Below are 10,981 nucleotides of genomic sequence, written 5' to 3'. Positions count from 1 at the left end.
GCCCCCGCGCCCCCCCCCCCCCCCCCCCCCCCCCGCCTCTCGTCGTGTGCACGCGGATGGTGAGGGATTCGAACCCTCGGCACGGGGTCACCGCGCACCGGTTTTCAAGACCGGCTCCTTCGGCCGCTCGGACAACCATCCCGGGCCTGACCGCGACGGCGTGGGCCGCCGCGTCGAGGACCCACTCTAGCCCGTGGCCCGGCGGGCGACCGGTGGCGAGTCCGGCCCCCGCGCGCGAGGATGGACCCTCGACCCTCGACCCTCGACCCCCGACCAGAGGAGGAGACCCCCATGGACGTCCCCGCACAGATGCGCGCCGTGCGATTCACCGGCGCCGGCGACAACGGCGTCGTCCGCGTGGGCCACGAGCCCGTGCCGGACCCCGGCCCGGGCGAGGTGCTGGTGCACGTGGCCGCCGCGGGTCTCAACCGCGCGGACATCGCGCAGCGCGAGGGCCGCTATCCGCCGCCGCGCGGCGCCTCCGAGATCCCCGGACTCGAGGTCTCCGGCACCGTGGCGGCGCTGGGACCCGAGGCCGGGATGCCGGGTGAGGGGCGGTTCGCCGTCGGTGACCGGGTGTGCGCGCTCCTGGCCGGCGGCGGCTTCGCCGAGTACGTCGCCGTGCCGGCGGGCCAGCTCATGGCCGTCCCCGACGGCGTCGGCCTCGTCGAGGCGGCGGCCCTGCCGGAGGTCGCCTGCACGGTGCACTCGACGCTCGTGGGCCGGGCGGGCGTGCAGGCCGGGGACCGGGTGCTCGTGCACGGCGCCACCGGCGGCATCGGCTCCTTCGCCGTCCAGTTCCTCACCGCGGTCGGCGCCCGGGTGCTGGGCACCGCCGGCGGCCCGGAGAAGGTGGCGCTCGGCCGTGGGCTGGGCGCCGAGCACATGTTCGACCACCGCGCCGCCGAGTCCGGTGCCTTCGCCCCGTGGGTCAAGGAGGTCACGGACGGCCACGGCGCGGACGTCATCCTCGACGTCGTCGGCGCCCCGTACCTGGCACCCAACGTGTCCGCGCTCGCCCCCGAGGGACGCATCGTGACGCTCGCGGTCCAGGGCGGCGCCGTCCCGGAGGACTTCAACATCATGAAGCTGGTGGTCAAGCGCGGCTGGCTCACGGGGGCGACGCTCCGCTCCCGCTCGGTCACGGACAAGGCCGGGATCGTGGCCGCGGCCGAACGTGCCGTGTGGCCCCTGGTGGCGGCGGGCCGCATCGACGCGAGCGTCGGGGCGTGCTTCCCGCTCGCCGAGGCCGCCGAGGCGTTCGACTGGTTCGACTCCGCCACCCGCACGGGCAAGGTCGTGCTCGTCACCGACCCCGCCGACGCGCGCCGACCGTCCGGCGACCGCGCATGAGGGGGCCCTTCGCGCGCTTCCGTCAGGAGCGTGCCGACGACCGCGAGCTCGGCACGGGGCTGTGGCGCCGTGCCCACGACCGCCTCGGCCGGGCCATGGACCGCTACTGGCAGGTGCTGGCGGGCCAGCGGGGCACGGACGTGCTGAGCCCCGAGGAGCGCAACGGCGTGGTCCACGCCGGCAACGTCCTCACGGAACGGCTCCCCGCGGTCCGTGCCCTGTGCGTCCGCCTGCACCGGGACCACGAGGGCGACGGCGAGCACATCCCTGCCGAGGCCGCCGACGTCCACCGTGAGCTCTCCCGCGCCGCGCACGAGCTGGCGGCCACCGCCCAGGCCCTCGCCCTGTACCGGCTCGGTCAGGGCTCGGCGGAGTCGGTCGGCCGGCACGCCGAACGCACCCTCGGCCACCTGGACCGGGCGGAGGAGCTGGGAGCCGGGCTCTGACGGCGGCGCGCCCCGGAGGGCCGGCCCGGAGACGAGAGGACCCCGCCGCGTGGTCACGCGGCGGGGTCCGGGGGAGCCCCCTGCCGGATTCGAACCGGCGACCTGCTCTTTACGAGGGAGCTGCTCTGGCCAGCTGAGCTAAGGAGGCACGCGACCGTGAACGGCCACGGCTGACGAGCATACCGGTTTCGCGGCCCCGATTCCACCGCGCGGCCGGGTGCGCGGGCCACCGAGTGTGGCCCGCCCCTTCCGCGGGCGTTCACCCCCAGGCCATGCTGTGGCCAGACGAGGACGGTTCCCTGGTGGGCACACACCGTCGACGGGAGACGCATGAGCCTGCCCCACGCCCCTCGCACCCCGGCACCCCCCGCCGCGGCTTCGTCGGCCGTGCCCCTCCGCCTGGCCGTGGTGGACATGTCCGGCACGTCCATCGTGGAGCACGGGCTCCAGGACACGGCGTTCGCCCGCTCGTTGGACCAGCACGGCGTCCCGGCGGGCACGCCGGAGCACGACGACGCCGCGCGGCGGTTCCGCGCGCTCCGGCCCACCTCGCGCACGGCCGTTTTCCCCCGCGTGTTCGCCGACCGGGCGGTGGCCGCGGCGGCGACCCGCACGTTCGAGGCGACCTTCGACGCGCTGCTGGCTGAGCACGGCGTCCGGGCCGTGCCGGGCGCGGAGGAGGCGCTCATCCGCCTGCGCGCCCTCGGCCTCCACGTGTGCCTGTGCACCGGCTACGCCCGCCACACCCAGAACATGATCCTCGAGTCGCTGGGGTGGATGGGCCTGGCGGATCTCAGCCTCTCCCCGGACGACGCCGGCCGCGGCGTCCCCTACCCGGACATGATCCTCACCGCCCTGCTCGGTCTCGACCTGGAGGACGTCCGCAGCGTCCTCGTGGTCGGGGACACCGCGGAGGACATGACGGCCGGGCGCCGCGCCGGGGCCGGACTCGTGGTCGGCGTGCGCACGGGTCGCGACGCGGACCACGTCCTGCTGGCGGCGGGCTCGGACCGGGTGGTGCCGGGCCTGGCCGACGTGCCGGACCTGGTGGTCCGCACCCGCTGAGCCGGCGCCGGTCTGCCCCGCGAGGCCGTTCAGCGCCGTCGCGGGGTGCGCACTCGGCGGGGCAGCAGCGCCAGCATCATGGCTTCGAGGGCCAGCTGCTCCGGCACGTTGGCGGCGATGCGCTCGCGGGTCGTGGTGACGGCGTCGATCCGGGCGAGCACCTCGGCCGAGTCGCCGGCGGTGCCGCGGGCGTACGCCTCGATCTCGTCCCGACGGTGCTCGTTGATGAGCTCGCCGTCGGCCCCCAGCTGCACGCGCAGCACGTCCCGGAACAGGCCCATGACGTCGATCATGGCCCGGTCCAGCGAGTCTCGGACGGCGCGGCGCCGCCGGCGGGTCTGGTCCTCCTCGAGCCGTTTGACGTGGTGGCGGAGCTTGGGCGGGACGGGCTCGCCGGGCTCGAGGCCCAGGGAGCGGCGCAGTGCCTCGAGCTCCTCGGCGTCCCGGGCTTCGGCGGCGGACTCGGCCTCGGCCTTGGACACCTCGGCCAACGTGGCGGCCAGGGCCATCGCGTCGGAGACGGCGGTGGCCTGGAGCGGCAGGGAGAGGATGCGCTCGCGGCGTTCGAGGGCCTCCGGGTCCCGCGCGAGGCGGCGGGCCATGCCCACGTGCGACTGGGAGATCCGGGCGGTGGTGAGCGCCGTCTCGCGGTCCAGCCCGTCGCGGCGGTGCAGCAGCTCCGCCACCTGCTCCACGGCGGGGATGCTCAGCGTGATCAGCCGGCAGCGGGAGCGGACGGTGGGGAGCACGTCCGCGGGGGACGGGGCGCACAGCATCCAGATCGTGCGGGCCGGCGGCTCCTCGATGGCCTTGAGCAGCACGTTCGTGGCGCGCTCCGTCATGCGGTCCGCGTCCTCCATGAGGAAGATCCGCCAGCGCCCGGTGGCGGGGGTGGACTGGCCGGCCTCCACGAGGGCGCGGACGTCCTCGATCCGATAGCTCACCGCCTCGGTGGCCAACACGGTCACGTCCGGGTGGGTGCCGCCGAGGACGGTGCGGCACGCGTGGCACTCGCCGCAGCCGCGCGCCGCCGGGTCTGCGACCTCGCACTGCAGGGCCGCGGCGAACGCACGCGCCGTCGTCGACCGGCCGGAGCCGGGCGGGCCCGTGAACATCCAGGCGTGGGTGGGACGGTCCTCGGCCGCGGCGCGGCGCAGCTGGGCCACCGCGGCCTCCTGGCCCGCGAGGTCCGCGAACACGGCGGGGGCGGGGGCCGTCATCGGTCGGCCGCCTGGGCGGTGACGCGGGCCAGCGCGCGGGCGGTGAGCTCCTGCGGCGGCAGCGCGCCGTCGAGCACGAGGTACCGCTCGGGCGCGGCCGCCGCGCGCGCGAGGAAGGCGGCGCGCAGGGCCTCGTGCCGGTCCGCCGTCTCCCGCTCCATGCGGTCGGGGGTGCCCTCGCCCTCCGCCGCGCGGCGGTCACGCCGGTCCGCGGCGGTGGCCGCGTCCACGTCGATCAGCACCGTCAGATCGGGGACGAGGCCGTCCGTGGCCCACTCGTTCAGGGCGGCGATCCGCGCCTCGCCCAGCCCGCGCGCCGCGCCCTGGTAGGCCACGGACGAGTCCACATACCGGTCCGTGACGACGACGGCGCCCCGGGCCAGCGCGGGGCGCAGCGTGCGGACGGCGTGGGCGGACCGGGCCGCGGCGAACAGCAGCGCCTCGGTGCGGGGGTCCACGGGGGCGTGCCCGGGGTCCAGCAGCAGCTCTCGCAGCGTCTCGCCCAGGTCCGAGCCGCCGGGCTCGCGCGTGAGCACCACCTCGTGGCCCGCGGCGCGCAGGGCCTCGGTCAGGGCGCGGGCCTGGGTGGACTTGCCGGATCCGTCCGGTCCCTCGACGGCGACGAACAGGCCGCGATGCTCGGTCTGGGTGCTCACGCCTCGAGCCTAGACGCCGCCCCGGACGGGGAGGGAACCCGGCCGGGCCGACCGCCTAGACTGACCGGCATGAGCGCCCCCATGCACTTCGCCCTGCTCGTCGACCACTGGCTGTTCCGCGTCCTGGCGATCGCCGCGCTCGGGCTCGAGGTCTGGGCGCTGGTGGACGTCGTCCGGCGCCGCCCCGACGACTTCGCCCGCATCGGGGGCCGGGACAGGAGCTTCTGGCTGATCCTCACCGGCGTCGCCGCCGTCGTCGGGCTCCTCGGCGTGCTCGCCGGCGGCGGGATGGGCATGTTCGGCCTCGTGGCCGCGTGCGTGGCGTGCGTCTACCTCGCCGGCCCCCGCCAGGACATGGGCCCGGCCCTGCGCCGCTGAGGGTCCCGCGCCGTCGGCGCCGCCCTCATGACGTCGGCGCCACCGCCGCCCAGCGCACGCTCAGCTCCCCGCGCCGCCACTGGTGCGGGCCGCCCAGCACGGGCCAGCCCGCCGCGCGGAGCGTGCCGACCGTCGCCAGCCACCGCTGCCGCGTCCCGTAGGCCGCGAGCGGGGCGTGCGCGGCCCACGCGGCGTCGGCCTCCGCCAGGAGCCGATGGACGGGCTCGCCGGGCACGTGCCGGTGGATGAGGACCTTCGGCAGGCGCGCCGCCACGTCCGAGGGGCGGGCGAAGGACCCCAGCCTGAGGGCCACGGTCAGGCTCGCGGGCCCGTCCCGACGCAGGTCCACCCAGGCCGCCCGCCGGCCGTCCTCGGAGCAGGTGCCCTCCACGAGGACGCCGTCGTCGGCGAGCCCCGCGCACAGCAGGGACCAGATCGCGGGCACGTCCTCCTCCCGGTACTGGCGCAGCACGTTGAACGCGCGCACCACGGTGGGCGGCCGCGGCACGGGCAGCTCGAAGCCGCCGACCGCCCAGGTGACCCCCGGCAGGCCGCCGGCCCGCTCCCGCGCCCGGGCCACCCGAGCGGGGTCGATCTCGAGGCCCACCAGCTCGAGGGCCGGGTTCTGCACGCGCAGCCGCTGGGCCATCTCGACGGCGGTCACCGGCTCCGCGCCGAAGCCCAGGTCCACGGCCAGCGGGCGGGGAGTGCGCCGCAGCAGGGGGCCGTGCACGTCCGTGAGCCAGCGGTCCACCCGGCGCATCCGCTGCGCCGCCGTCGTGCCGCGGGTGATGTGGCCCTGCGGGCCCCGTGCCGGGACTGGGCCGGGCGTCGTGCGCGCGCGCAGCCGCCGGGCCTTCTCCACCATGGGCTCCAGCGTAGGGGAGCGGCGGGACGGGTCCGCCTAGGATGGTGACATGGCGAACACCACGTACACGCTGGTCCTGCTGCGGCACGGTCAGAGCGAATGGAACGAGAAGAACCTGTTCACCGGCTGGGTGGACGTCCCGCTGACCGAGAAGGGGCGCGCCGAGGCCGCCCGCGGCGGTGAGCTGCTGGAGGCGGAGGGCATCCGCCCGGACGTGGTCCACACGTCCCTGCTCAAGCGCGCCATCACCACGGCCAACCTGGCCCTCGAGGCCGCGGACCGCCAGTGGATCCCGGTCAAGCGCAGCTGGCGCCTGAACGAGCGCCACTACGGCGCCCTGCAGGGCAAGGACAAGGCCCAGGTGAAGGAGGAGTTCGGCGAGGAGCAGTTCATGGTCTGGCGCCGGTCCTTCGACACCCCGCCGCCCGCCCTGGACGACGACTCCGAGTTCTCCCAGATCGGCGACGAGCGCTACGCGGACCTGGGCAAGGACGCCCCCCGCACCGAGGCCCTCAAGCAGGTCGTCGACCGCCTGCTGCCCTACTGGGAGGAGCAGGTCCTGCCCGACCTCAAGGCCGGCAAGACCGTGCTGATCGCCGCGCACGGCAACTCGCTGCGCGCGCTGGTCAAGCACCTGGACGGCATCTCGGACGAGGACATCGCGGGCCTGAACATCCCGACGGGCATCCCGCTGGTCTACGAGCTGGACCAGAACTTCAAGCCGATCACCGCGAACGGCCGCTACCTCGACCCGGAGGCCGCCGCGGCCGGCGCCGCCGCCGTGGCCGCCCAGGGCTCCGCGCACTGACGCGCCCGACGACGACGGGCCGGGACCCCCGCTCGGGGGCCCGGCCCGTGGCGTCGGGGACGGTCAGGAGCCGGTGGCGTCCGGACGGTGGGTCGCCCACTCGCCCGTGACGAGGTAGCGCACCTTGGCGGCCACGGACAGGCCGTGGTCCGTGAACCGCTCGAGGTAGCGGGAGGCCAGCGTGACGTCCGTGGTGGTGGCCGGCGTCGCGCTCCAGTCCGGGGCGGCGATCGCGCGGAAGACGGACACGTGCAGCGCGTTGACGTCCTCGTTGAGGGCGTCGATCCGGTCCCCGTGCGCCAGGTCCTGGGTCTCGAGCAGCAGGACGACCTCCTGGGCCACCTCCACGGCGGCGTCGCACATCGCGGTGAACACGGTCCGGACCGGCTCCGGGATGACGTGCTCGGGGTAGCGCAGCCGGGTCAGCTGGGCCACGTGGCGGGCGAGGTCGCCCATGCGCTCGAGCGAGGAGCTCATCCGCAGCGTGGCGACGACGGTGCGCAGGTCCGTGGCCACGGGCGCCTGCAGCGCCAGGATGCGCACGGCCTGCTCGTCGAGGGACTCCTGCAGCTGGTCGATCCGCGCGTCCTCCGAGATGACCCGTTCGGCGCCGTGCACGTCGGCCGCCTCGAGGGCGGCCTGCGCGTCCATGACAGCGCGGTGCACGAGGCGGGCGATCTCGGTCAGGTCGCGGCCCAGCCGTTCGAGGTCGGCTCGGTAGAGCTCGCGCATGGTCTCCTCTCCCCGGCGACGCCCGTGCGCCGCCGACCCCGAGTCCGCGGGGCAACGGCCCATCCTGGCAGGGCAAGATGAACGGCCCATGAACGCCGATCGTCCGGCGTCTGGCGGGGCCTGGGCAGCCCGTCTCCGGGCCGCCAGAGGCTAGTCTGGTGCCGTGGATCCCGTCATCATCGGCCTGCTGTGCGGAGCGGTCGGACTGTTCACCGGAGTGGCCTCCATGCTGGCCTTCCGGGCGTCCGAGCGCTCGCGGACGGTGGACCTGACGGTCGGCGAACCCACCCTGGCGCCGGGCGCCGCCGAGGTTCTCTCCGTGGTCGGCCGCGCGTACGCGGTGGTGGACGACGTCGACGGCGTGGTGCGGGCGAACCCCGCGGCCTACGCCCTGGGCCTCGTGCGGGGGCACTCGCTCGTCCAGGACCAGCTGCGGGAGCTCACGCGGACCGTGCGGGCCGACGGCGTCATCGTCGAGCGCCGCATGGAGCTGCCTCGAGGACCCCTCGGGCAGTCGAGCCTCGTCGTCGAGCTGCGCGTGGCCCCGCTGGACGAGGAGTACATCCTGATCCTGGCCGACGACCGCACGGACGTGACCCGCACCGAGGCCATGCGCCACGACTTCGTCGTCAACGTCTCGCACGAGCTCAAGACGCCGGTGGGTGCCATCTCCCTGCTCTCCGAGGCCATCGGCGACGCCGCGGAGGACGAGGAGGCGGTGCGTCGCTTCGCCGCACGGCTGGGCGTCGAGTCCCGCCGGCTCACTGCGCTCGTGCAGGACATCATCGAGTTCTCCCGGCTGCAGGCCAAGGACGTGGTCCAGGACGGAGGGCCCGTGGACCTCAACGCCGTCGTCGCCGACGCCGTGGACCGCCTGCGCCTGACCGCCGAGGACCGCGGCATCGCGCTGCGCGTGGGCGGCCGCGTGGACGCGGTGGTGCACGGGGACCAGGACCAGCTGATGACCGCGGTGCGCAACCTGGTGGACAACGCGGTGCGCTACTCCCCGGAGGGCACCACGGTGGGCATCGGCCTGAGCTCCGTGGACGGGCTCGCGCAGGTCACCGTCACGGACCAGGGCATCGGCATCAGCCCGGAGGAGCAGGAGCGGGTCTTCGAACGCTTCTACCGCGTGGACGCGGCGCGGTCGCGCCAGACGGGCGGCACGGGCCTAGGGCTGAGCATCGTCAAGCACGTCGTCATCAACCACGGAGGGGAGGTCACCCTCTGGTCCCAGCCGGGCCGCGGGTCGACCTTCACCATCCGCCTGCCCGAGTGGGGGGACGGTGTCGCCGTCGACGGCGCGCCGGGCGCCGCCCACGTCACCGAGCGGCGCGGTCACCGGGTGACCGCCTCGGCCGCACCCCCGACCCGGAAGGAGACGAGCGCATGAGCCGCATTCTGATCGTGGAGGACGAGGAGTCGTTCAGCGACCCCCTGTCCTACCTCCTGGAGAAGGAGGGGTTCGAGGTCACCGTCGCCGCCGACGGCAACGAGGCGCTGAGCGTCTTCGAGCGCGACAGCGCGGACCTGATCCTCCTGGACCTGATGCTCCCGGGGATGTCCGGCACCGAGGTGTGCCGTCAGGTGCGCCAGCGCTCCAACGTCCCCGTGATCATGCTGACCGCGAAGGACTCGGAGATCGACAAGGTCGTCGGCCTCGAGCTCGGCGCGGACGACTACGTGACCAAGCCGTACTCCTCGCGTGAGCTGGTGGCCCGCGTCCGCGCCGTGCTGCGCCGTCAGGGGGAGCAGGAGGAGCCGATGTCGGCGACCATCAGCGCCGGCCCCGTGCGCATGGACGTCGAGCGGCACGTCGTCTCCGTGGACGGCGAGCAGGTGTCCCTGCCGCTCAAAGAGTTCGAGCTGCTGGAGATGCTGCTGCGCAACGCCGGGCGCGTGCTCACCCGCGGCCAGCTGATCGACCGCGTGTGGGGCTCCGACTACGTGGGGGACACCAAGACCCTCGACGTGCACGTGAAGCGCCTGCGCTCCAAGATCGAGCCCGACCCCTCGAGCCCCCGCTACCTCGTCACGGTGCGCGGTCTGGGCTACAAGTTCGAGGCCTGACCGGCGCGCTCCTCCCGGGACGACGATGGCCCCGGCTCCACCTCGCGGTGGGGCCGGGGCCGTGGCGTGCCGGGCGCGCGCCCGACGGAGGTCAGTGCTCCTCGCCGTAGTGGTGGGTCTCCTCGTGGAGGTGCCCGACGAGATCCTCGTCTGCGGGCTCGACGCCCTCGGGGAGCAGGTCACGGTACTGCTCCTGGGTGGCGCTCAGCAGCGGGACGGCCAGGTCGGCGGTGCCGCCGTTGCCGGAGACGGTCACGGGCAGGATCTCGCCGACCCACACGCCCTCGCGCTCCAGGACGGTCGTGTTCGCGTCGTCCTCGAGCTTGCGGCTCTCGCCGGCGGGGACCCTCAGGGTCGCGGAGCTGCCGCCCTCGGCCTGGAAGGTGTAGGTCTGGTCCTGGCCGGAGGTGTTCTCCACGGTGCCGATCAGGCGGGCGGGACCCGACTCGCCGTCGCCGACGAGGGCGAGGTTGCGGTAGCTCAGGAAGTCCTGCTCCTGGCCGTTGATGCCGTCCGAGGGGGAGTACTGGATGGCGGTGGCGATCGGGCTGAAGGCGGAGCAGCCGGTGGCGCCCAGCAGGGCGACCGCGGCCAGCGCACCTGCGGCGAGGTGGCGCCGGGCGGGCCGGGATGCGTTCTTCACAGAGGTCTCCTCAGGTGCGATGACGTGCTCAGGTGCCCCGAGGCAGGGGCCCTGCGAGGTCAGGCTACCGCATCCCGGGACGCCGGCCGGCCTGTGGCGCCGGGTCGTCCACTATCACATCCGGAGGCCGAAGATGTGACGGCACGCGCGGCATGACGAGGCCGCATGATAGACTGAGACGACTGAAAGGGGCACAACAACATGGTTTTTGAGGTCGGAGAGACCGTCGTCTACCCCCACCACGGTGCTGCGCGGATCGAGGAGATCAAGATGCGCACCATCAAGGGGGAGGAGAAGATGTACCTCAAGCTCAAGGTGGCGCAGGGAGACCTGACCATCGAGGTCCCTGCGGAGAACGTCGACCTCGTCGGCGTGCGTGACGTCGTGGATGCGGAGGGGCTCGAGCACGTCATGGAGGTCCTGCGCGCCGAGCACGTGGAGGAGCCGACCAACTGGTCCCGCCGCTACAAGGCGAACCTGGAGAAGCTCGCCAGCGGCGACGTCAACAAGGTGGCCGAGGTCGTCCGTGATCTGTGGCGCCGCGACCAGGACCGCGGCCTGTCCGCCGGCGAGAAGCGCATGCTCTCGAAGGCCCGCCAGGTGCTCGTGTCCGAGCTGGCGCTGGCCAAGAAGGTCACCGAGGAGGAGGCCGAGGGCCGCCTGGACAAGGTGCTCGAGGGCTGACGGGCAGCACACGGCAGGGGAGGGGGCCCCCGCCCCCCCCCCGGCCCCCCCCCCCTCA

13 protein-coding genes and 2 tRNA genes are annotated in these 10,981 nt (G+C 74.5%); 8 read left to right on the top strand and 7 right to left on the bottom strand.

Annotated features, from left to right (window positions below):
• Positions 1–53: 53 nt before the first annotated feature.
• Positions 54–141 (bottom strand) — tRNA-Ser (locus ACFI33_RS11365).
• A 150-nt stretch (positions 142–291) separates the two neighbouring features.
• Here ACFI33_RS11365 and ACFI33_RS11360 point away from each other — a divergent pair.
• Both ACFI33_RS11360 and ACFI33_RS11355 read left to right on the top strand, forming a co-directional pair.
• On the top strand, positions 292–1,353 hold the full coding sequence (locus tag ACFI33_RS11360) for an NAD(P)H-quinone oxidoreductase (protein ID WP_078025437.1): 1,062 nt from the start codon (positions 292–294) through the stop codon (positions 1,351–1,353).
• Complete coding sequence (locus ACFI33_RS11355; protein WP_078025436.1) at positions 1,350–1,799, top strand: hypothetical protein; 450 nt, start codon at positions 1,350–1,352, stop codon at positions 1,797–1,799. Before ACFI33_RS11360 ends, ACFI33_RS11355 begins: the two co-directional genes overlap by 4 nt.
• Positions 1,800–1,873: 74 nt before the next feature.
• Here ACFI33_RS11355 and ACFI33_RS11350 read toward each other — a convergent pair.
• Positions 1,874–1,947, bottom strand: a tRNA-Thr gene (locus tag ACFI33_RS11350).
• 182 nt (positions 1,948–2,129) lie between these two features.
• Between ACFI33_RS11350 and ACFI33_RS11345 the strand changes: the two genes are divergently transcribed.
• Positions 2,130–2,864: an HAD family hydrolase gene (locus ACFI33_RS11345; protein WP_036316046.1), complete on the top strand. Its 735-nt coding sequence runs from the start codon at positions 2,130–2,132 to the stop codon at positions 2,862–2,864.
• A 29-nt stretch (positions 2,865–2,893) separates the two neighbouring features.
• On the opposite strand, the gene ACFI33_RS11340 is transcribed toward ACFI33_RS11345, so the two are convergent.
• Positions 2,894–4,084, bottom strand: coding sequence for a DNA polymerase III subunit delta' (locus ACFI33_RS11340; RefSeq protein WP_336575374.1), 1,191 nt, complete (start codon positions 4,082–4,084; stop codon positions 2,894–2,896).
• Positions 4,081–4,740, bottom strand: a complete 660-nt coding sequence (gene tmk / locus ACFI33_RS11335; protein WP_036316043.1) for a dTMP kinase — start codon at positions 4,738–4,740, stop codon at positions 4,081–4,083. The genes ACFI33_RS11340 and tmk overlap by 4 nt, the downstream gene beginning before the upstream one ends.
• A gap of 81 nt (positions 4,741–4,821) precedes the next feature.
• On the opposite strand from tmk, the gene ACFI33_RS11330 reads away from it, so the two are divergent.
• Positions 4,822–5,118 carry a DUF2516 family protein gene (locus tag ACFI33_RS11330; RefSeq protein ID WP_036384680.1) on the top strand — a complete coding sequence of 99 codons (297 nt, stop codon included), beginning with the start codon at positions 4,822–4,824 and terminating at the stop codon, positions 5,116–5,118.
• Positions 5,119–5,143: 25 nt separating this feature from the next.
• On the opposite strand, the gene ACFI33_RS11325 is transcribed toward ACFI33_RS11330, so the two are convergent.
• Positions 5,144–5,986, bottom strand: a complete 843-nt coding sequence (locus tag ACFI33_RS11325; RefSeq protein WP_129867248.1) for a class I SAM-dependent methyltransferase — start codon at positions 5,984–5,986, stop codon at positions 5,144–5,146.
• A gap of 49 nt (positions 5,987–6,035) precedes the next feature.
• On the opposite strand from ACFI33_RS11325, the gene ACFI33_RS11320 reads away from it, so the two are divergent.
• On the top strand, positions 6,036–6,794 hold the full coding sequence (locus ACFI33_RS11320; RefSeq protein WP_336575375.1) for a phosphoglyceromutase: 759 nt from the start codon (positions 6,036–6,038) through the stop codon (positions 6,792–6,794).
• A gap of 63 nt (positions 6,795–6,857) precedes the next feature.
• Here ACFI33_RS11320 and phoU read toward each other — a convergent pair whose 3' ends face one another.
• Positions 6,858–7,526: a phosphate signaling complex protein PhoU gene (gene phoU, locus ACFI33_RS11315; RefSeq protein WP_036340326.1), complete on the bottom strand. Its 669-nt coding sequence runs from the start codon at positions 7,524–7,526 to the stop codon at positions 6,858–6,860.
• A 163-nt stretch (positions 7,527–7,689) separates the two neighbouring features.
• Between phoU and ACFI33_RS11310 the strand changes: the two genes are divergently transcribed.
• On the top strand, positions 7,690–8,919 hold the full coding sequence (locus ACFI33_RS11310; protein WP_036316036.1) for a sensor histidine kinase: 1,230 nt from the start codon (positions 7,690–7,692) through the stop codon (positions 8,917–8,919).
• Positions 8,916–9,596, top strand: a complete 681-nt coding sequence (locus ACFI33_RS11305; protein ID WP_002858071.1) for a response regulator transcription factor — start codon at positions 8,916–8,918, stop codon at positions 9,594–9,596. The genes ACFI33_RS11310 and ACFI33_RS11305 overlap by 4 nt, the downstream gene beginning before the upstream one ends.
• Positions 9,597–9,687: 91 nt before the next feature.
• Here ACFI33_RS11305 and ACFI33_RS11300 read toward each other — a convergent pair whose 3' ends face one another.
• Positions 9,688–10,239: a hypothetical protein gene (locus tag ACFI33_RS11300; protein ID WP_036316032.1), complete on the bottom strand. Its 552-nt coding sequence runs from the start codon at positions 10,237–10,239 to the stop codon at positions 9,688–9,690.
• 201 nt (positions 10,240–10,440) lie between these two features.
• Here ACFI33_RS11300 and ACFI33_RS11295 point away from each other — a divergent pair, with 201 nt between their 5' ends.
• Positions 10,441–10,923 (top strand): CarD family transcriptional regulator, encoded by a 483-nt coding sequence (locus tag ACFI33_RS11295; RefSeq protein WP_002858073.1) that lies wholly within the window; start codon positions 10,441–10,443, stop codon positions 10,921–10,923.
• Positions 10,924–10,981: the final 58 nt, after the last annotated feature.

The sequence above is a fragment of the Micrococcus sp. PSi08 genome, from assembly GCF_054960655.1.
This window is presented reverse-complemented; position numbering and strand designations above follow the sequence as displayed.